The organism is Mucilaginibacter roseus (genome assembly GCF_021215455.1).
Classification (GTDB): Bacteria; Bacteroidota; Bacteroidia; order Sphingobacteriales; family Sphingobacteriaceae; genus Mucilaginibacter; species Mucilaginibacter roseus.
In genome coordinates this window covers 375192-394832 of the sequence record NZ_JAJPWV010000002.1, presented here as the reverse complement: position 1 = coordinate 394832, position 19641 = coordinate 375192, and the positions used below count along the sequence as shown (strand labels likewise).

The following is a 19641-nucleotide window of genomic DNA, read 5'->3' as shown; positions in this document are numbered from 1 at the left end:
CAACAGCAGATAGCTCCTTTTTTATTTTATGCGGATAGCTATTTGCGCTAAAACAAAGGTGTTTCAAGTATGTTCAATTATGATATATTTGAGCATCGATCATCCCATCCCACTACAGGGAACAACAGCCTGAAGAAGGCATTTTAATATGGCAAAACAAACCAAGAAAACCGAGTCAGAAATAACCGACGTTACTACCCAAAAAGTAAAAAAAGCTACCAGGGCAAGCGCCAAATCAGCATCGGCAAAAGTTAGCGAGGCTGCACCTGAGCGTAGACCCGAAACCGAAAGTGCTGTTAATGCAGATGTACAAGTTCCGGTTGCCTCACATCCATTTAAGGCAGTTGAGCCGTACAGCCGTTTTACAGAGTTTGATGTTTCCTTGTTTAAAGCCGGTAAACACTATAAACTTTACGAAAAATTTGGCTCGCACGTGGTTGAACATAACGGCGTAGTTGGCACTTATTTCGCGGTTTGGGCGCCTAATGCGCAATACGTATCGGTAATAGGCAACTTTAACGGCTGGAACCGTGGTTCGCACCAGTTGCTGGTACGTTGGGATAGTTCGGGCATTTGGGAAGGTTTTATTCCGAATGTAGGCGTGGGCGAAACCTACAAATATTTTATAAAATCATCATCCGGCGAAGAGCTTGAAAAAAGTGACCCATTCGCTTTGCGCTGGGAATTGCCGCCGCATACGGCATCTATTGTGGCTGACACTTATTACGAGTGGACAGACAAGCAATGGATGAGTACACGCCGTGAGCATAACGCGTTGGATAAGCCGTACTCTGTTTACGAAATGCATGTAGGCTCATGGGCACGTAACCCGGAAAGCCCTGATGAGTTTTTGAGCTATACGCAGCTGGGCGATAAGCTGGTACCATACCTTAAGGACATGGGCTTTACCCATGTAGAGTTTATGCCGATTATGGAGCACCCTTACTATCCGAGCTGGGGTTACCAGGTAAGCGGTTACTTCGCTGCTTCGGCACGTTATGGCACACCGCAACAACTGATGGAATTAATTGAGCGACTGCATAATGAGGGTATCGGCGTAATCTTGGACTGGGTGCCATCACACTTCCCTGGGGATGCGCATGCGCTTTACCGTTTTGATGGTTCGCACTTATATGAGCATGCCGATACGCGCAAAGGCTACCATCCTGACTGGAAATCATATATATTTAATTACGGCCGTAACGAGGTAAAGGCTTTCCTGATCAGTAATGCTTTGTTTTGGTTAGACCGTTACCATGCTGACGGTTTACGTGTGGATGCAGTGGCATCCATGCTGTACCTTGATTATTCGCGTAACCATGGTGAATGGGAGCCCAATATTTACGGGGGTAACGAAAACCTCGAGGCTATATCATTCTTAAAAGAATTTAACGAGGCAGTTTACGCCCACTTTCCGGATGTGCAAACCATTGCCGAAGAGTCGACCTCGTTTACCGGGGTAAGTAAACCAACATTCTTAGGCGGTTTAGGCTTCGGTATGAAATGGATGATGGGCTGGATGCACGATACGCTGAAGTATTTTGCTAATGATCCGGTGTACCGCAAGTATCATCATGGGCAAATAACCTTTAGCACTATATATGCTTTTACTGAAAATTTTATGCTGCCTTTCTCGCACGATGAGGTAGTTTACGGCAAGCAATCCATGCTGAACAAAATGCCGGGCGATGAATGGCAGAAATTTGCCAACCTGCGCTTATTATATAGCTACATGTTTACGCATCCGGGTACAAAATTATTGTTTATGGGCGGCGAGTTTGGCCAGGGCCGCGAGTGGAATTACCAATACTCGCTGGATTGGCATGTTTTGCAGTATGACTGCCATCAGGGTATAAAAGAAACCGTGAAAGCGCTTAACCATATTTACCGCAGCGAGCCTGCCCTGTACGAAAAAGCGTTTGACTGGAGCGGCTTTGAGTGGGTTGATGGCGGTAACGCAACAGATTCGGTTTTGGTATATGCCCGTAAAGGCCACGATCCGGCTAACGAGATCATTGTTATATTGAATATGACACCGGTTGTACGCGAGAATTATCGCATAGGTTTACCGGCATCGGGCACCTGGCAGGAGATATTTAATTCTGATGCGCACGCGTACTGGGGGAGTGGCAGCACCACTAATAGCCAGGTGCAAACCGAGGCGGTGGCATGGCATGGCAAACCGCAGTCGGCAAGCCTTTCGCTACCGCCGCTGGGCGCTATTTATTTGAAGCGGATGCCTTAATTATTGCTAAAACGTAACAAAAGCGGGTTTTTACTGTTAATATGAGTACTTACCCGCTTTTTATTTATGTTCAATATAATCTATCTCAGTACAGCAACTACCTTACTTAATGATTTTGAGTTGGCTGAGATATTGTCTATCAGCCGGGATAACAATGTAGTGAACCGGATCACCGGCATGTTGCTTTACGCCGATGGTACTTTTATGCAAGTGCTTGAGGGCGAAAAAGAAGAGGTGATGCGCACCTATCGCCGCATACTGCTTGACGATAGGCACCGTAACGTAATAGAGCTCGCCGCGGGGCCGCTCATCACGCGTAACTTCCCGGAGTGGTCAATGGGGTTTGCCTCGGTAAATGCCGATGTGCTTGAAGAGTTTGACGGTTACATCAATCCGCAAGGCGATGCTTTTTTAGATACTGATAAAATGAATGCCGCCGTTATAATGCTCAAAGGTTTTGCTGAAAATAATAAGATGAACTGATGAGCACTTAACGTTTGCTTAATGTTATTTGGGTAAATTTGCGGCGATGAAGTACCTCTTTGTATTGTCGTTCTTACTGCTTTTTACAAGCAGCTACGCCCAAACTGATACTACGCAGCAGGTTGTTGCAGGGCGAAAAAACAGTATTGCACAGCAAAAGAAGCCCTATGTTATCCTGATATCATCTGATGCGTTCAGGTATGATTTTGCCAATAAATTCAAGGCCGAGCATCTGCTTGCCTTTGCCGATAGCGGCGTAAGGGCCGCGTCAATGATACCGTCTTACCCGTCGCTCACCTTTCCCAATCATTATGCCCTTGTAACCGGCCTATATCCATCACATAGTGGGTTGGTGCACAATAATTTTTACGATCCCAAAACCGGCAAGCGCTATAACAATAATGATAAAAAGGCCGTAGCTGATAGCAGCTGGTATGGTGGTACGCCGCTTTGGGTATTGGCAGAGCAGCAGCAAATACTGTCAGCAAGTTTTTACTGGGTAGCTGCAGAAGCCCCTATACAGGGCATTAATCCTACTTATTACTACAACTATAACAACCTGATACCTATTCACCAACGTATAACGCAGGTGGGTGAGTGGCTGCGCCTGCCGGAAGAAAAACGGCCGCATCTGATTACCTTTTACATGTCAAATGTTGATGATGCGGCCCATAAATATGGTCCGGACTCCAAAGAAACCGGAGCCGCTGTACATTATGTAGATTCTGTTGTAAATGAATTGGTAAAGGTAACCAAACGCACAGGTTTGGATGTTAACTTTATTTTCGTGTCTGACCATGGCATGACCAGCGTTGATAACCAACACCCAATGGAACTACCTGCGGTTGACACCAGCAAATTTGTTGTAGCCGGCGACGGCATTTTGGTTGAATTGTACGCAAAACCTGGCGCTGATGTGCAGGCTACTTATAAAAAGCTCAAAGCCGGTGCTAAAAATTACCAGGTTATCCTTAAAAAGGACATGCCTGCAAAGCTTCATTACGGAGCTAAGGACGACCGGTATAACCGGATAGGTGATATTTTATTGAAACCAACTTGGCCGCATGTATTCAGGTACATGGGTAAAACGCATATTAACCCCGGTTGGCACGGGCTTGATCCTTATTTGGTTAAAGATGTGCACGCTACGTTTATAGCATGGGGGCCTTCATTTAAAAAGGGAGTTAAAACGGGTTCGTTTAATAACGTTAACGTCTACAACGTAATCACCTCGATACTACGCCTTACGCCGAATGAACAAACGGACGGCGATGGTAAAATAGCACGCAAAATATTGGTTAAGCCCTAAGTATTAGGCTACTCGCCTGATTTTTTGAAGCTGAAATTTATAAGGTAGATTTTTATTATAAATGTATTTATAACGGTTATTATAATACATTATTATAATTATTTAATAAATGTAACGTTGCCAAAACTCATTAAATATTCATTGCGGTTGTATTAATATTATTATAATAAGTTTTTTACATTTTTATGGTGTAATTACTACACTGATTTATTATGTTTGCAAGAGTAAGTTTTATGCTTACTAATGTGATAAGGTTTAGGTTTGAAGTCCCCAAGCAGCGAGTGTAAGGGGACTTTATTTTTTTATACACTTTTTAGATAAAAATGATGCTGTTTTAAGCATTGCCAAATCCACTATAATTTAGCATATTTGCACCGCGAAATAAAAACGCAGGCCGGTCCCGTAGCTCAGCTGGATAGAGCAACTGCCTTCTAAGCAGTAGGTCTTTGGTTCGAATCCAAACGGGATCACCAGTAAAATTGTACTAAGCTCTATATCAATTGATATGGGGCTTTTTTAGTTTTGGTGTCTATATAGTGCCTTACTCCTTATGGATAATGCTCCAATTTTAGCTCAAAATCCTTGATGGATTTCCAATTATATAGAATTGGAATGAAGTTTCTTTTTAATTAAACATTTTAATTACTGTGATGTTTTTGACATAAAGGCATCACATGAAAACATTAGCAGCAGTACTTCTTGGAACGGTAATCAGTTTTGGAAGCATGTCGGCAAGCGCGCAAACGTCTGGCGGTCGTCAAAAGAAGATCAAGAAGCAAACCCGGGAGAACACTTTAAAAGATACCAGCGGCTCAAGTTCGGCAGATACAAGCGGAAGTAAAACACAACCGGGAGGTAAGCGTGATCAACCAGCTACCGGATTAGCTGATACAGCAGGCAAGCAACCGCAAAGATGAATTAATAGTAGAGGAGAAATCTAATTCGAAATATAATTCAATCCAAAAGCCAAACAAAAAGGGTGTACGTTATTAACGTGCACCCTTTTTGTTATAAAGCTAATTAACTACTTCGACGATGCCTTTACGCAATTGGGTACTGTTTTTCCGTCTTTCTTTTTCGTTCCGTCCTTCTTGTACCCTGACCAGCATGGATCTTTTTTCTTTTTAGTTGCCATAGTTATAGATGTTTACAAATAATAGGCAACAACCGTTCCACGCCTTTTTAATATTCTTGTTTTGAGTGCTGTAGGTCGGTTTGTTTAGGAATTCTTTTAATGGTTTACGTAGCGATTGTTTATAAATCGGCATCGCTGAATCAACATAAAACGTGCCTTTTGAGCTATATTTGCGCCATTATGAGTACCGAGAAGTTAGCCGCGCATACCCAAAACAGATCATTTTATTTTACCATCGTTCAGCATTCCGAACAAGAAATACGCATCAGTATGTATAACACCTCGTATACACTCGTTAAACAAGATGCCGGTTGGCGCAATGCCCCGACAAACTATTTCACCATGGCCCAGCACCTGATTGACGCGGTAATTGAGGCTGTTGCCACTGCCGGCCATAACGCTGTGTTGTAACAGTTCTTATAACGCAATAATCACTTTACATCCGAAAGCAATAATACAATTTGATTATTTTTCGGTTTAATGCGGTATAGGCCGCCGTTGCCTGTTTGTTCTACAGTTCCCGCTGAAGTTGATAATTTGTAGGTGTGCCCATCAAACTCGTATAAGGCAACGCTCTTTTCCACGCCTGTAAAAGCGGTTTTAGCGCCATTGGCTACATGCAGTTCGATATACCAATTATCTGCAGGATTATTTTTTGCGGTGATGACTAAGGCATTTTCCTGCATTTCAATTTCGAAAACGCCTTTATTAACCGGCCATGTAGCTCTTGCGGTTGTTGTGTTAACGTTTGTAAACACCGGGTCGCCGCCCTTTACTTGGGTTTCGCTGCCTTTGGCGCCGGCCATTAGCCTGAAGCCCTCTGGTTTTCCCTTGCTGCCCCACTGAAAACCATCAACCACAGGCAGCGTGTAAAAGAAACTTTTGTTAACAGTGGTTACGCTCTTCAGATATTTGTCGGGTACGGCTTCATTAAAAAGGTGTATGTCCGTTATACGGAGGGTGCCATCTTCCCAAAGCAGGTTAGTGCGGTAAAAGCGACTGTTATACCAAATGGTTTTCTTATTGCTTTCGCCCAAATCCTTACTTACCGTAAATGTAGTTGCCGGTGTTACTTTGTAGGTTTTGCTGAACCACGCGCCCGAGGCAGCCATGGTTTCCACACGTGCTTTACCTTCTTTTTTTAGCCGGGCGATAATGGGCATTTGCCACTCCAAACCCTTTTGCATAGCTGCCCAGGTAAACGAGTTTTCTTGGCCGGCCTGCGTGTAATTAAAGCCCAGCGACGGATCATTTGTGAAGGTGTTAAAAAACCAGTTTATCCACTGCTCGTTACCACCGGCGTGGGTGTATACAGGCTCAAGGGTAGTTACCGAGGTGCCATCAGCATATTGCCTGATAGGGTCGCTGCCCAGCATCCGGAACACGGGTACCGGCAGCTGCTTATCTGCATGCTGTGCCGGCATGTAGGCGTTAACCCGGCTCGGGTAATAACCCTGGTTCCAATAGCCGCCCCAAAGGGTAAACCCATCAGTACCCACCTGATCTTTACAATTTGCCGAAGCTACAATTTTATACTTATCGTACATATAATTGAGCGAGTGCGCATCAATAACCCAGGCCGCTACGGATTTTGGATAGTAGCCGAATATCTTTTTAAAATCAGCAAAGTAAACGTCTATAATCTTTTCGCGTTCGGCTGGGGTATAGCCCACCGAAAAACCCACGTCCGAGTGCCAGTCCCAGGCATACTTACCGCGCCATTTTATACCCGCTTTCTCAATAAGCGGTTGCGGTAACTCCCACCAGGCGCCAATTTCAAAGCTGTTTTGGGGTAAGGTTTTAAGCAGGGCCTGGTAACGCGGGTCAATCAAGGCATCGTATTGCAGCAAAAATGTACCGCCGAGGTTATGCTGTTTCATCAGGTTTATCTGGTTAACAACAGTTTGGTAAAGCACATCTTTGGTTATGGCGGCATCACGAGGTTCAATATCGCGTATAAAGTTTACAATGTTGATGATCTTCGGTTCCGCCGCACTTTTTTTAGCCGATTTTTGACCAAATGCCTGATAGCCATTAAATATGCTCAGTACAAGCACAAACGGCCATAGCCCTATAATTTTTAAAGCGGATAAACGACTAAGTAAGTTGCGGCGAGGTATTAGCATAATGCTGATGTATGTTTAATTTAATTGTTTGGTTGATACAAATGGCGCATCGCCTGATGCTTGACTTTGCCAAAGTATACAAATCAATTAATCCAACCTTCCCTGTCAGTCTGTTTGGGCGATATCAACAACCCAGGTAATCGGCCATTCGGCAGGCTTCCATAGCGTTGCTTACGTTGAGCTTTTCAAATATGTTTTGCCGGTGACGGTTTACGGTGTTGATGCTGAGCGATAATTGTTCGGCAATTTCTTTGCTGCGCCGTCCGAGTTTAATTAGTTGCAAAATCTCCTTCTCGCGCAGCGACAACAGGCCTTTGAACTTTTGCCCATCATCATCAATTACTTTGCCGGTGCGGTTATTAATAATTACGCCCGAAGGGGCATCGAACCCGGGATGGTTATAAACGCGGTTATACAAACAAAGCGCCAGCCATATACTCCCGTTAGCCGAGCTGCCGATGTAGATGAGCCGGTGCTGTATCGTAAGATATTGCCCGTCGTCAGTACGTATGCGCAGGCGTGTTATCAGCCCGTATTCAGTACGTTCAGCTACCGGCATCGCTTGCAGCAATTTAAAAAAACTGAACTCAAGGCGGTATTTCTTTTGCAGATCATCCGGGTGTACGCGGTTAAGCAGGTCGTCTTCCCAAATGGTGTCAATGCTGTCTGCCTTGCGCTCAAGCCCGATCTGCTCAGCCAGCGAACCATAGTACAGGTAGCTTTTACGCGTGTTCATATCGCTCAGTACGCTGATTCCGTTTTCAAGCCCTGTATATAATTGGGCTATGCTGCGGGCATTTTCCAGCTGTTGCGCGGCATCGGCTGTATCAAAGTTTTGCGAGAATAGTTTTATATCAAGCAGATTGCGCATATATGGTGATTTATAACCATTGAACAATTTTTAACAGGTAATTACCTTTACGAACATATGAAGAAACTTCTGTTTAGCATAGCCCTTTTATGTGGGTTAAATCAAGCTAATGCCCAAAGCCTCGAGAAGATGCAATGGTATAATGAGCCCGAACGCTGGGATATTAAAAATAACGCGCTGATTATGCAGGTAACGCCCAAAAGCGATTATTGGCGCATATCGCACTACGGCTTTACGGTTGACGATGCGCCTTTTTACTACAGCCTATACGGCGGCGAATTTGAGGCCAAGGTTAAACTTACCGGCGCTTACAAGGCACGTTTTGACCAAATGGGCTTGATGATACGTACCGATCATGAAAACTACATTAAAACGGGGGTTGAGTTTGTAGATGGTAAATTTAACGTAAGCACCGTAGTTACACATGGCAAAAGCGACTGGAGCGTATTAACGCTGGATAAAGTTCCGCCGTTTATATGGATCAAGGTAGTACGCAGGCTGGATGCAGTAGAGATATTTTACTCGCTGGACGACAAAAACTACATCATGACACGCAATGCGCCGCTGCAGGACAATAAACCGGTGATGGTAGGCCTGATGGCAGCCAGCCCGGACGGCAACGGGTTTGAAGCTAAATTTGAGAACTTTAAAGTTACCCATTTACCCGATCAACGGCGATTAGAGTGGCTTAAGGCACATCAATAGCATTTAACTGCCGGACATAAAATCTGTCTGGCAGTTGAAAATTTCGTTATTGTAAAAAAAGATGGTTAAATTGCTCTGACAAATCCGGACCTTAAAAAATACCAGTTATGAAAAAACGCTTACACTTTGCATTTGCACTAATTTTGGCGGTGATACTTGTTGCCTGTAGCAAAAAAGATAAAGAGGTAATTGATTGTAGTACGCTGGCAGGCCAATGGGCACCCCCCAGAATTTTATTAAAATTTACAGATAAAACAACGGGCGAAAATCTGATTTTAACAAAAAATATAGTCGATGCAGATGTAACCGTAACCGATAAGCAAACCGGCAACCCTGTGAAAAATTGGCGAATAGCGAACCCTGAAACAACTGACCCGATATCCAACGGTACAATTGGTTTTTCCGTAATCCTTGAAGAAGCCGGCGTTTTTAATTATGAAGTAGCTATTAAAAATGTGGGCAGCGCTGTGTTATCATACACCGTTACAAAAGAAAAAGGTAGTACATGTATACCATTTTACTATCGCGTAAGTAAAATGGAGATAACTGACCGCGAGTACAGCGCTTTAGTTGTTGATGGAAAAGAAATAAACAATTTTCTGGTAGTAAAGCTGTAAATCAAAAGGCCGCTTAATTCTCAAATTCATCTTGCAGGCTCTCGCGCAGATCGTAAAGCAGCCATTGGCGACTAATAACCGATTTTTTTTCGCTGCGCAGCAATTGTAGAAAATCGTTAACGCCGATTGGTTCGTTGCCGTTTCCGTGTATTAACACTATGCTGCCCGGCGCGGCTTGCTGCCCCTTAGCCAGCCATGCATCGCTGCCAATGGGTATTAGTCCGAAAGAAAGCACCTTATCAACCATGGCCTTGTCAGATACCAATCCCGGAAATCTAAAAAATACCGAAGGCACCAGGCCGTGTTGCAACATGGCTATCTCCGTGCCGAGTATTTCAAAGCGTACATCCGTACCGGGCTTAAGCAGAAAATTTTCCTGCAAAGGCACACCCGGGCTGTAATGATGGTTATAGGTGTGGTTTATCCAGGTTATCGAAAGTTTGCCTGCTTTTTCCAGACTTTTCAGCCATTCAATATCAGCCCGGTGGGTAAGCATAAACCTGCCCGATATGGACAACGAAAGCGGTACCGGTTTTTCTGTTTTGCTAAACTCGCTGATAAGTGAAGTGAAGATAACGCGATCCAGCGGTTTGTGCGATGGGCAAAGATCGATAGTAAGGTTTACGCCTTTTTCCCTGGTAAACCCTTGAACAATACCGGCATCCTGCATTGGTAGGGCTTGTTCACCAGCACGTGTGATAGCTTTAAAATAGGGTGTGGCGGCGTTAGCGGCTGCTATGGTTTGCCAGCTTTCAGTCTGTACTGTTAATGCTGACGCATTAATCACCTGCGTTCTCAATGTGTTCAGGTCAACTGCCAGGTAACACTTTTCGCCATCCTTTAAAAACTTACGCAGCGTTAGCAAAATTTTATCCTGATACTTGCCGGTAGCGTAATAAACGCCGTATGTCTCAATGTTTTGTGCGCTTAAAGTTGCCGTAGCTACAGCCAGGATTACAGCAAGGCTGATGATGAACTTTAAAAATATCCGGCGGTTGCTTAGTAAATAAATCATGTTGAAGTATCGATGATATTATCGCCCTAATTTATTGAAATTACTATATTCGATCCGCTGATTTAAGAAACGTTTAAACGATTTTTTCATCATTAAATACGCTATAAACTAATCATCTATGCAACCTCAATTCGCTTCCTACAAAAATACAGGTATCCGTATGCAGCAAACCATGCGTTGGTTTGGTCCGGCCGATCCGGTTAGTTTGCAGGACATCAGGCAGGCTGGCTGTAGCGGTATTGTTACCGCCCTGCATCATATTCCAAATGGTGTTGTTTGGCCGATTGAGGAGATCAGGAAGCGGCAACAACTGATTGCCGATGCCGGTTTAGAATGGAACGTGGTTGAAAGCCTGCCCGTGCATGAGTACATTAAAACCCAGGCGCCCGGATTTGAGGAGTTGATAGACAACTATAAAACCTCTATGCGGAACCTGGCGCAATGCGGTATAAAGATCGTTACCTACAATTTTATGCCCGTGCTTGACTGGACGCGTACCGACCTGGACTATGAGGTGGAAGATGGTAGCCGGGCCCTTCGTTTTGAAAAGGCCGCTTTCACCGCTTTTGACGTGTTGATGCTGCAACGTAAGGGTGCCGAAAATGATTATACCGCTCACGAACTACAGCGCGCTGCCGGCCGACTTGAGCAAATGAATGATGCCGAAAAGGCAAAGCTTGTAGCCAATATTATTGCCGGTTTGCCGGGCAGCGAAGAGCATTTTACCATAGACAATTTCAGGGATGCGCTATCAACCTATGAAGATATTAATGCAGACCGTTTGCGTGTTAACCTGATTTATTTTTTGGAGCAGGTAATTCCTGTAGCTGATGAATGCGGCGTGAAGATGGTTATACACCCGGACGACCCGCCGTATGCTATTTTAGGGCTGCCCCGTGTGGTGAGCACCGCTGCCGATCTGGAGTATATTTTTAATGCCGTGCCCTCGCTAAGCAATGGTTTATGCTTTTGCACCGGGTCATTCGGTGTACGGGCAGATAATGATCTGCCTGAAATGGTGAAGCAGTTTGGCGAGAGGATCAACTTTTTACACCTGCGTAATGTCAAACGCAATGCCGATGGCGACTTTTTTGAAGATAACCACCTGGAAGGCGATACAGATATCTATGCTGTAATTAAAGAGGTGGTGCAGGTAATGAAACAGCGAAACCTATCTATACCTGTGCGCCCCGATCATGGGCACCAAATGCTGGATGATCTGGATAAAAAAGTTAACCCGGGCTATTCAGCAATCGGCAGGCTCAGGGGCTTGGCCGAACTACGCGGACTTGAACTGGGCATATTGCGTAGCCAAATCTAATTTAAAGTTGCGGCATAAAAACCGCGGCTATCGGCCGAGAATTGGTGGTTGACCTCATCATCGATATAAGGCATATGGCCTGATTGGTAGTAATGCGCGTTTACCCTTGTTTTAAAGGCTTGGTTAGCCAATAGCTGTTTTACCGATGCATTGATGGTGGCTACTGGTGTAGCCAGGTCATAATAGCCTGATACTATATTTACTTTCAAAGCCTTATGCTTGTAAAGCAATGTGGTTAAGGTAGGCAATACATTTAAATAACTACCCTCGGCAGCGGGGCCGTAATTCCAGTTTGGCGTTGCAGTAGTGGCCAGGTAGGGGAGTGCGTTACGGTACTTCAGCTCATCCTCAACATAAGTTTTAAATGCCTGCGGAAACACCGCCCTCAAGCGTGCCGAACTTGGATCGGCCTTATTGTTTGCCCCGCTTGTTCTTGCGTCAAAAATACCAACACGGTTGTTGTTCAAAACCAAGCGGGTAAATACATGGTCGGGTATACGGCCGTTTAAGCCGCGGATGGTATGTTCGGGCAAGCCGGTTAACAATCGTAATGTATCAGTAATAGTTTGTGTTATGGTATCGCCGGAGGCTAAAAAACGGCTATAGGTAGTCGTGCTAAAATTCTCTGCTATCCTATACAATTCGCTGCCGGGCAATGCCTGCCATTCCGCGATTAAACGCTGATGATATTGCGCTGCCAGCGCGTAGCTTGGCAGGTATAGCGGGTAGGCTGCCGTGTTTTTATCCTTAAAGCTGATCAAACGGTAGTTCAGCGCGGGCGAGATCAGAGTTAGTCCGGCTACTTCTACATGCTGCTCATCAGCTAAATACGAAGCCAGTCCTACGGCACGTGCGCCGCCATAACTTTCGCCGGTTAAAAACACAGGGCGTTGCTGCCGGTTATTATATGCCAGGTACCGGCTTATAAAATTTCCTATAATACGTACATCCTCATGGTAGCCGTAAAAGCGGCGTGCATCAGTACCGTCGGCAGGGCGGCTGTAGCCTGTGCCGACGGGATCGATAAATACCAAATCGGTGAAGCCAAGCCAACTGTCGGGGTTGGTTTGGTAACCGGCCTTTCCAGGAGTGCTGCGTACCGGGCCGAAAGCGCCCATGTGCAGCCATATGGATGACGAGCCGGGACCGCCGTTAAACACAAAAGTAACCGGTCGATTTGGCTGGCCATCGTTCACCTTATAGGCAGTGTAAAATATGTTGGCGCCAAAACGGCCATCAGCAACCTGCAGGTAACCGGCTGTAGAGGTGTAGTTTAATTGATTGCCGCCAAGCTTAATGGTATGTGCCGAAACGGTGGTTTTTAGTGCTGATGCACCGGCTGCGTGGGCAAAGGTTAATTTGCTTGGTGCAGCGCCCCACGAGCTGAAAAGTGTTACCGAAACAGCTGCGATAAGCGCAAAATAAGCCAGGCGAAAAATATATACGTGTAGACGGGAAGAAGCGAACATAGAAAAATATCAGTAAGTTTTTGTAATGAGAATTGCTGTGTAGCAGCGTGCCGAAGGGGAATTAACAGCAGCAACACATGACCCCTTGGCACAGAGGCATTCGCATTATTGAACCTATGATATTTTGAGTAGTCATATCAGATAGTGCAAATGTAATAGCTCTGTTTCATAGTTCAAAATAAAATCTATCAATTTTGTAGTATTTATTAATTGGGTATACCGTCATCAATATTTTACGTTGAGGGTGATGGTTTTAAGGGCGATAGCTGTATTTTAGGGCGAATTAAACTATACTGTTCTAACCAATCACTTTTTATGAAACTTATTAAAGCCGGCATATTAGCAATATGTGCCGTAAACACGGCATTTGCGCAGGATGCCGACCTGGTGAAGTATGTAAATACGTTACAGGGCACCAATTCTGAACATAGGCTAACGCGTGGTAACACTTATCCTACAACGGCCTTACCCTTTGGTATGCACACCTGGACACCCCAAACCGGTAACAACGGCGATGGCTGGAAATACCAGTACAAAAAGGAAACCATACGCGGCTTTCAGCAGGCGCACCAATGCAGCTCGTGGACGAATGATTACTGCGTTTTCTCCCTGATGCCGGTAGCCGGTAAGCTGGTGGTTAATGAGGATGCCCGCGCGTTGAAATTCAGCCATGCCAACGAGGTAGCCAAGCCCAACTATTACAAGGTTAAGTTTGACAACGGCATTACTACCGAAATTTCACCATCCGAGCGTGGGGCGCACCTGCGTTTCAGCTTTACCGGCGAAGGTGATAACTTTTTGGTGCTGGATGGCTATACCGAGCAAAGCGATATCAAAATCGATATAAAAAATAAAAGGATAACCGGCTGGGTACATAATGGCCGTGGCTTAACGGATAATTTTAAAAGCTACTTCGAGGTGATATTTGATTCGCCGATAGTGGCCTGCGGCACCTGGACAAAGGAGAACGACAAGATCAACCCATCCGAAACGGCTATACAAGGCAAAAAGGTGGGCGTTTATGTACAGTTCAAAAGTGGCAAACGCTCGGTGCAGGCAAAAGCGGCATCATCCTACGTAAGCCCTGAGCAGGCCGACCTGACCCTGCAACGCGAATTGGGTAAGGATAAAAACCTGGAGGCTACCAAACTTGCCGCCCAAAAGGTATGGAACAAGCACCTGAGCCGTATTTTGGTTGAGGGTGGCACGGAGGAGGAAAAAGCTACTTTTTACTCATGCTTTTTCAGAGCGAGCCTGTTCTCGCGCCAGTTTTTTGAGTATGATAAAAATGGGAAGCCTTACTACTTTAGTCCGTATGATGGCAAGGTACATGAGGGCTATATGTACACCGATACCGGCTTTTGGGACACTTTTCGCGCGCAGTTTCCGCTAAATGCTTTAATGTACCCTAAAATGCACGGGCAATACATGCAGGCTATGCTGGCAGCGTATGATCAATGCGGCTGGCTGCCATCATGGTCGTTCCCCGGCGAGGCGGGTAGTATGATCGGTAATCACGCCATATCATTATTTGCCGATGCCTGGGCAAAGGGCATCCGTACGTTCGACCCGAAAAAAGCGTTGGAAGCCTACCGTCATGAAGCATTTAACAAAGGCCCGTGGGGCCCAGCAAACGGACGGGACGGCTGGAAGGAATACTTCGAGTTGGGCTACGTACCATACCCAAAATATCGCGAAGCAACAGCCAAAACTTTGGAATATGCTTATGATGATTTTTGCGGCTACCAGTTAGCTAAAATGACCAATAACCCATTCTACGAGGGCGTTTTTGCAAGGCAAATGTATAACTACAAAAATGTATTTAACCCGGCAACCGGCTTTATGCAGGGCAGGGATGGGGATGGCCAATGGTCTGCCAATTTTGACCCTATAGAGTGGGGCGGCCCCTTTACCGAGGGTGCGCCATGGCATTGGGTATGGTCGGTTTTTCATGATATTAAAGGCTTAACAGGCCTTATCGGCAGCGATCAGAAATTCGTAGCCAAGCTCGATTCGGTGTTTACCGAGCCTAATAAATTCAAGGTAGGCACCTACGGCGGCCCGATACATGAGATGACGGAGATGGCCATGATCAACATGGGGCAGTACGCGCATGGCAATCAGCCTATACAGCACATGGCTTATCTGTACAATTATGCAGGCCAGCCCTGGAAATCGCAATATCACCTGCGCAACATTATGAGCAAGTTGTATAATGCTACCGAGGATGGTTATCCGGGTGATGAAGATCAGGGGCAAACCTCATCATGGTATGTATTGAGCGCGCTGGGTTTATACAGCGTTTGCCCGGGCACGGATCAATACGTGATAGGCAGCCCGGTATTTAAAAAAGCTACCATCACGCTCGAAAATGGTAGGAAATTCGTGATAGATGCTACCAATAACAGCCAGGCTAATGTGTATGTACAATCAGCCAAACTGAACGGTAAAGCTCACACACAGAACTATATTACTTATGGCGATATGATGAAAGGCGGCACATTTAACCTGTTGATGGATAGTAAACCCAACACTTCTCGCGGTGTTGCTGAGGGTGATAAACCATTCTCGGTGTCTGCAAAGTAAACCCTATTTAAAACAACAAAGCCTGCTGACTGATCAGCAGGCTTTCTTGTTTTATAACGGACGCGTTAATTATACCGCTTTTGCTTTCGCTTTTTCCAATGCGTCTTGTCCGTATTTTTTCAGACTGTTAGCCCAATCAGGGGCTTTGTCTAAAACATCGTCAACTATTGAGTGACCGTTAGCGTCACGTTTGGTAAGGTAGCTTACACCATAAGCTACGGCTGCACCTATTGCAATAAATTTAAGTACGTTCATGGTAATATGTATTTGTTACGTAGAGACATACAAGTATGATGCCACTTATTTTTTTTCGCCGAGTATCTCATCTATCACGCCAAACTCTTTGGCCTCATGGGCTATCATCCAGTGGTCACGGTCTGATACTTGGTGTACCTTTTCGTAAGTTTGTCCGCTGTGGTTGGCTACGATGGTGTACAGGTCTTTTTTGATCTTGGCTATTTCGCGGGCGGTTATCTCAATATCGGCCTGTGTGCCCTGCACGCCGCCTGATGGCTGGTGCAGCATCACCCGCGAATGTTTCAGCGCAGCACGTTTGCCCGGCGCGCCGGAACATAACAATATGGCCGACATGGATGCCGCCATCCCCGTACAAATGGTAGCTACATCGGGCGATATAAAGTGCATAGTATCATAAATACCCAGCCCCGCATATACCGAGCCACCCGGTGAATTAATATACAATTGTATATCCCGCCTGGCATCGGCTGATTGCAGGAAAAGCAATTGTGCCTGTATAATATTAGCGGTCTGATCGTCAATCGCCGAGCCCAGGAAGATGATCCGGTCCATCATCAACCGCGAAAAAACGTCCATCTGTGCTACATTAAATTGCCGTTCCTCCATAATGTAAGGGGTGGTAGCCACAGGTAGCTGCATGGAGTTGATGTGATTGATATAAGCATCAACCCCTGATTTTTGGGCACGAAGGTGCCCCACCGCATAACTGCGGAATTCGTTAGTGTAATTCATAATGGTGTGTGTTTACCCCTCCTAAATCCTGCCCCAGGGGGAGGACTTCTGTTTTTTATTTAAAGCCCTCCCTTTGGGAGGGTTGGGGTGGGTTTACTTAAAAAGATCCATCACCCGCTTAGCGAACGTGCGATGCTGTTTATTATTAAAAAGCGATTGATGTACCGTATCGATCTCCAACCTTAATTGCTCGCGGCTGTATTGTTTAACCAGTTCAACGGCTTGTTGCTGTGCCTTTACATTCATTAGCATATCATGGTCAAGCAGCATCCGGGCTTCAAAAAGCAGCTTATCGCCGGTGGGCAATTCTCCGGCGAGATACTCCTCGGTAAGTTTGATGTTATTCAATGAAGTCCGCATACTGTAAGGCATTTTGTTTAACGGTATCGCGCACTTTTTCGAGGCACTTATATTTTTGCACGGTTGCCGAGCGCACGCCCGAATAGCCGAATGTTGTGGCTATTTCCTCCGCATCCAGCTTGTCATAGTAAAAGGCCTTCAGCATATCCATGCACCTTTTGCCGGCGGTGGCCAGGTAGGCAAGCAGTTTATTGGTTGATGGGATAGCTTCGTCATCACCGGTGACATCGTCAGCATGTGCCTCCAAAGGCTGCTCCCGGCTTTTGGTGCGATATCGTTGTAGCCACAGGTTGCGAGCGGTACCAAACAGGTAGCCATTTTCGGTAGTATTGATAACTGTGCCGTTAATCAGTATCTTTTCATAATAAGCTATCAGCGCATCCTGAAAAACATCCTTGGCTTCATCAAAACTGCCGCCCATTTTGCTAACGTAGGCCGCCACCGCCGGGAAGGCGCTTTTATATAGTTTGCTGAAAAGCTGCTCCCGGTTCTGAGCTGTGTTATTAAACGCTGCCATATTATCGCTTTTAGTATGATGTGTAAGTTAGCGGCCAACTATCACCCGCTAATTTAAACTAATTTGATATACGCTGTAAATGCCGAGGGCTGCAAGCAGGATATTTTACATTTACTTTAATAATTAGTTGCTAATATTGCAGTTAAAACGCAGGACACCATCACACCATTGCTGCTCCATTAAATGAAAAAGCTTACCGAACAAAACGCGGCCCGCTATACGCTGATACTGATAGCTATAACCTTTGTTGTACGTATACTAATTGCCGCCTACACCGGTCTGGGTATTGGCGAATCGTACTATTTTCGTGGCGCGTTAAGTCTTGAATTAAGTTATTTCGACCAGCCGCCCCTGTTTTTTTGGCTGAGCTGGTTAAGCATCAAAATCTTAGGGCTGAGTACATTCGCGCTCCGCTTCCCGGCGGTAATACTGTTTGCAGGCACAAGCTGGTTTTTGTTTTTGTTGTCGCGAAAGTTGTTTAATGCCAAAGCCGGTTTCTGGGCCGTTGCCATTATGAATTTGAGCGCGGTATTTACCGTGGCCATTGCCTGCTGGTTTCAGCCTGATGCGCCGCTCATGTTCTTTTGGATGGCCGCCGCCTACTACATAGCCCGTGTAATGGATATTAACCAGGAGCAGGCTTCATCGCGCAACGCGTACATGGGCTGGCTTTGGGTAGGAGTACTAATGGGCCTCGCTACGCTGAGCAAATATCACGTACTATTCCTGTTTGCCGGGGTGTTTCTATTTGTGGTGGCTAACAAAAACCAGCGCCACTGGCTTCGCCATCCCGGGCCATACCTGGCAGTGCTGTTAACGCTCATTATCGCCTTACCGGTTATCTGGTGGAACTATAAGAACGATTGGGCATCCTTCGTTTTTCAGGGCTCGCGCGCGGGTGATGGTGGCGAGTTTAAACTGCATCCCGAATGGTTTTTGCGCAGCATTGGGGGACAGGCTCTGTGGCTGTTGCCCTGGGTTTGGGTACCCATCATCAGGCAATTCATCCGCTCGTACAAGGAGCGTAATACTTCCATCGCTTACAGCTTCGTTTTCTGGACATCGGTTTTGCCGATCATATTTTTTACCGTAGTAACCCTTTGGGCCGATCTGCAGTATCACTTTCACTGGCAGGCTCCCGGCTATATGATGTTGTTTATGCCGCTGGGTTATGTTATCGATAAAAACCTGAATAGTGATGCTAAACAAGCCCGTTCCACCCGCCGCTGGCTGCGGTTCTCAACCGGGTTTACGGTGATTGTGATTACTGTATTGAGCTTACACATGGTTACCGGTTTTTGGCAAAGTTATGGGCCTAAATGGATAGTAGGCCTGGCCGGCGATACCGACGACCCGACTATACAAGGCATCGACTATGATGATATTTACAAACGCTTTGAAAAAGAAGGCTGGTTTAATAACGACCGCCTGTTTGCAGGTGCGCCACGTTGGTGGCTAACCGGCAAGGTTGACTGGGCGCTGAAAGGCAAAAAGGATATCATCTGTTTTAATAACGATCCGCGTAACATGGCTTTTTTGGTTGATCCCAATAAATTAAAAGGTTATGATTGCGTGGTAATAGGCCAGCGCCACCAGGTAAATGTGGACAATGATGTTAAGCCGTTTTTTGATTCGGTTGAGCAACTGCCTGATATTGCCATTACGCGTAATGGCCGCGATGAACTGCACCTACAGGTGTACTACTGCAAAAAATTCCATGTACCGGCGCAGGAGCGTAATGATCTGCCGCTGTATAAACAGTTAACCGGCAGGCCGCCGTTTGGTAAATAGCACCCCACCCAACCCTCCCCAAGGTGTAGGGCTTTATAATAACAATTGTTTCCCCTCTCTACCGCAGGTAGAGAGGGGAAACCAGCGCAGCAGAGTCGGGA

General features: G+C 45.8%; 18 protein-coding genes and 1 tRNA gene. 11 read left to right on the top strand and 8 right to left on the bottom strand.

Features of this window, described 5'->3' with window-relative positions; all coding sequences use genetic code 11:
* Nucleotides 1-148: 148 nt before the first annotated feature.
* The 6 genes from glgB to LT679_RS06535 all read left to right on the top strand — a co-directional run bounded on the left by glgB (nucleotide 149) and on the right by LT679_RS06535 (nucleotide 5583).
* On the top strand, nucleotides 149-2245 hold the full coding sequence (gene glgB, locus LT679_RS06560; RefSeq protein ID WP_232176658.1) for a 1,4-alpha-glucan branching protein GlgB: 2097 nt from the start codon (nucleotides 149-151) through the stop codon (nucleotides 2243-2245).
* Between the two features lie 66 nt (nucleotides 2246-2311).
* Nucleotides 2312-2728 (top strand): BLUF domain-containing protein, encoded by a 417-nt coding sequence (locus LT679_RS06555; RefSeq protein ID WP_232176657.1) that lies wholly within the window; start codon nucleotides 2312-2314, stop codon nucleotides 2726-2728.
* 46 nt (nucleotides 2729-2774) lie between these two features.
* On the top strand, nucleotides 2775-4037 hold the full coding sequence (locus LT679_RS06550) for an alkaline phosphatase family protein (protein WP_232176656.1): 1263 nt from the start codon (nucleotides 2775-2777) through the stop codon (nucleotides 4035-4037).
* Nucleotides 4038-4433: 396 nt separating this feature from the next.
* A tRNA-Arg gene (locus LT679_RS06545) sits at nucleotides 4434-4510 on the top strand.
* 201 nt (nucleotides 4511-4711) lie between these two features.
* A complete protein-coding gene (locus LT679_RS06540; RefSeq protein ID WP_232176655.1) occupies nucleotides 4712-4954 on the top strand; it encodes a hypothetical protein in 243 nt (80 codons plus the stop codon).
* A 398-nt stretch (nucleotides 4955-5352) separates the two neighbouring features.
* Nucleotides 5353-5583: a hypothetical protein gene (locus tag LT679_RS06535; RefSeq protein ID WP_232176654.1), complete on the top strand. Its 231-nt coding sequence runs from the start codon at nucleotides 5353-5355 to the stop codon at nucleotides 5581-5583.
* 20 nt (nucleotides 5584-5603) lie between these two features.
* Here LT679_RS06535 and LT679_RS06530 read toward each other — a convergent pair whose 3' ends face one another.
* Together LT679_RS06530 and LT679_RS06525 are read right to left on the bottom strand one after the other, a co-directional pair.
* Complete coding sequence (locus LT679_RS06530) at nucleotides 5604-7298, bottom strand: hypothetical protein (RefSeq protein ID WP_232176653.1); 1695 nt, start codon at nucleotides 7296-7298, stop codon at nucleotides 5604-5606.
* A gap of 124 nt (nucleotides 7299-7422) precedes the next feature.
* Nucleotides 7423-8169 (bottom strand): response regulator transcription factor, encoded by a 747-nt coding sequence (locus tag LT679_RS06525; RefSeq protein WP_232176652.1) that lies wholly within the window; start codon nucleotides 8167-8169, stop codon nucleotides 7423-7425.
* A 57-nt stretch (nucleotides 8170-8226) separates the two neighbouring features.
* Here LT679_RS06525 and LT679_RS06520 point away from each other — a divergent pair, with 57 nt between their 5' ends.
* Both LT679_RS06520 and LT679_RS06515 read left to right on the top strand, forming a co-directional pair.
* The gene (locus LT679_RS06520) at nucleotides 8227-8874 is read left to right on the top strand and encodes a DUF1349 domain-containing protein (protein WP_232176651.1); all 648 of its coding nucleotides are present in this window, start codon (nucleotides 8227-8229) and stop codon (nucleotides 8872-8874) included.
* 107 nt (nucleotides 8875-8981) lie between these two features.
* Nucleotides 8982-9491, top strand: a complete 510-nt coding sequence (locus LT679_RS06515) for a hypothetical protein (RefSeq protein ID WP_232176650.1) — start codon at nucleotides 8982-8984, stop codon at nucleotides 9489-9491.
* A 13-nt stretch (nucleotides 9492-9504) separates the two neighbouring features.
* Here the strand turns inward: LT679_RS06515 and LT679_RS06510 are convergent, their stop codons facing one another.
* Nucleotides 9505-10506, bottom strand: coding sequence for a polysaccharide deacetylase family protein (locus tag LT679_RS06510; RefSeq protein WP_232176649.1), 1002 nt, complete (start codon nucleotides 10504-10506; stop codon nucleotides 9505-9507).
* A gap of 118 nt (nucleotides 10507-10624) precedes the next feature.
* On the opposite strand from LT679_RS06510, the gene uxuA reads away from it, so the two are divergent.
* Nucleotides 10625-11827 carry a mannonate dehydratase gene (uxuA, locus tag LT679_RS06505; RefSeq protein ID WP_232176648.1) on the top strand — a complete coding sequence of 401 codons (1203 nt, stop codon included), beginning with the start codon at nucleotides 10625-10627 and terminating at the stop codon, nucleotides 11825-11827.
* Here uxuA and LT679_RS06500 read toward each other — a convergent pair.
* Nucleotides 11824-13296: a S10 family serine carboxypeptidase-like protein gene (locus tag LT679_RS06500; protein WP_232176647.1), complete on the bottom strand. Its 1473-nt coding sequence runs from the start codon at nucleotides 13294-13296 to the stop codon at nucleotides 11824-11826. The two genes, uxuA and LT679_RS06500, sit on opposite strands and share 4 nt — an antisense overlap.
* Nucleotides 13297-13611: 315 nt before the next feature.
* Here LT679_RS06500 and LT679_RS06495 point away from each other — a divergent pair, with 315 nt between their 5' ends.
* A complete protein-coding gene (locus tag LT679_RS06495) occupies nucleotides 13612-15882 on the top strand; it encodes a GH92 family glycosyl hydrolase (RefSeq protein WP_232176646.1) in 2271 nt (756 codons plus the stop codon).
* Between the two features lie 69 nt (nucleotides 15883-15951).
* Here the strand turns inward: LT679_RS06495 and LT679_RS06490 are convergent, their stop codons facing one another.
* The 4 genes from LT679_RS06490 to LT679_RS06475 form a co-directional block, all read right to left on the bottom strand.
* On the bottom strand, nucleotides 15952-16137 hold the full coding sequence (locus tag LT679_RS06490) for a YtxH domain-containing protein (RefSeq protein ID WP_232176645.1): 186 nt from the start codon (nucleotides 16135-16137) through the stop codon (nucleotides 15952-15954).
* A 45-nt stretch (nucleotides 16138-16182) separates the two neighbouring features.
* On the bottom strand, nucleotides 16183-16872 hold the full coding sequence (locus LT679_RS06485) for an ATP-dependent Clp protease proteolytic subunit (RefSeq protein ID WP_262909257.1): 690 nt from the start codon (nucleotides 16870-16872) through the stop codon (nucleotides 16183-16185).
* Nucleotides 16873-16965: 93 nt separating this feature from the next.
* Complete coding sequence (locus LT679_RS06480; RefSeq protein WP_232176644.1) at nucleotides 16966-17220, bottom strand: hypothetical protein; 255 nt, start codon at nucleotides 17218-17220, stop codon at nucleotides 16966-16968.
* Nucleotides 17213-17749 carry an RNA polymerase sigma factor gene (locus tag LT679_RS06475; RefSeq protein WP_232176643.1) on the bottom strand — a complete coding sequence of 179 codons (537 nt, stop codon included), beginning with the start codon at nucleotides 17747-17749 and terminating at the stop codon, nucleotides 17213-17215. The genes LT679_RS06480 and LT679_RS06475 overlap by 8 nt, the downstream gene beginning before the upstream one ends.
* A gap of 183 nt (nucleotides 17750-17932) precedes the next feature.
* Between LT679_RS06475 and LT679_RS06470 the strand changes: the two genes are divergently transcribed.
* Nucleotides 17933-19540, top strand: coding sequence for an ArnT family glycosyltransferase (locus LT679_RS06470; protein WP_232176642.1), 1608 nt, complete (start codon nucleotides 17933-17935; stop codon nucleotides 19538-19540).
* Nucleotides 19541-19641: the final 101 nt, after the last annotated feature.

What these genes read in the sequence shown, in the direction of transcription:
- LT679_RS06530 (WP_232176653.1), bottom strand. Translation starts at nt 7,298, where the DNA reads ATGCTAATACCTCGCCGCAACTTACTTAGTCGTTTATCCGCTTTAAAA.
- uxuA (WP_232176648.1), top strand. Translation starts at nt 10,625, where the DNA reads ATGCAACCTCAATTCGCTTCCTACAAAAATACAGGTATCCGTATGCAG.
- glgB (WP_232176658.1), top strand. Translation starts at nt 149, where the DNA reads ATGGCAAAACAAACCAAGAAAACCGAGTCAGAAATAACCGACGTTACT.
- LT679_RS06470 (WP_232176642.1), top strand. Translation starts at nt 17,933, where the DNA reads ATGAAAAAGCTTACCGAACAAAACGCGGCCCGCTATACGCTGATACTG.
- LT679_RS06535 (WP_232176654.1), top strand. Translation starts at nt 5,353, where the DNA reads ATGAGTACCGAGAAGTTAGCCGCGCATACCCAAAACAGATCATTTTAT.
- LT679_RS06485 (WP_262909257.1), bottom strand. Translation starts at nt 16,872, where the DNA reads ATGAATTACACTAACGAATTCCGCAGTTATGCGGTGGGGCACCTTCGT.
- LT679_RS06510 (WP_232176649.1), bottom strand. Translation starts at nt 10,506, where the DNA reads ATGATTTATTTACTAAGCAACCGCCGGATATTTTTAAAGTTCATCATC.
- LT679_RS06550 (WP_232176656.1), top strand. Translation starts at nt 2,775, where the DNA reads ATGAAGTACCTCTTTGTATTGTCGTTCTTACTGCTTTTTACAAGCAGC.
- LT679_RS06540 (WP_232176655.1), top strand. Translation starts at nt 4,712, where the DNA reads ATGAAAACATTAGCAGCAGTACTTCTTGGAACGGTAATCAGTTTTGGA.
- LT679_RS06490 (WP_232176645.1), bottom strand. Translation starts at nt 16,137, where the DNA reads ATGAACGTACTTAAATTTATTGCAATAGGTGCAGCCGTAGCTTATGGT.
- LT679_RS06520 (WP_232176651.1), top strand. Translation starts at nt 8,227, where the DNA reads ATGAAGAAACTTCTGTTTAGCATAGCCCTTTTATGTGGGTTAAATCAA.
- LT679_RS06475 (WP_232176643.1), bottom strand. Translation starts at nt 17,749, where the DNA reads ATGGCAGCGTTTAATAACACAGCTCAGAACCGGGAGCAGCTTTTCAGC.
- LT679_RS06495 (WP_232176646.1), top strand. Translation starts at nt 13,612, where the DNA reads ATGAAACTTATTAAAGCCGGCATATTAGCAATATGTGCCGTAAACACG.
- LT679_RS06500 (WP_232176647.1), bottom strand. Translation starts at nt 13,296, where the DNA reads ATGTTCGCTTCTTCCCGTCTACACGTATATATTTTTCGCCTGGCTTAT.
- LT679_RS06525 (WP_232176652.1), bottom strand. Translation starts at nt 8,169, where the DNA reads ATGCGCAATCTGCTTGATATAAAACTATTCTCGCAAAACTTTGATACA.
- LT679_RS06515 (WP_232176650.1), top strand. Translation starts at nt 8,982, where the DNA reads ATGAAAAAACGCTTACACTTTGCATTTGCACTAATTTTGGCGGTGATA.
- LT679_RS06555 (WP_232176657.1), top strand. Translation starts at nt 2,312, where the DNA reads ATGTTCAATATAATCTATCTCAGTACAGCAACTACCTTACTTAATGAT.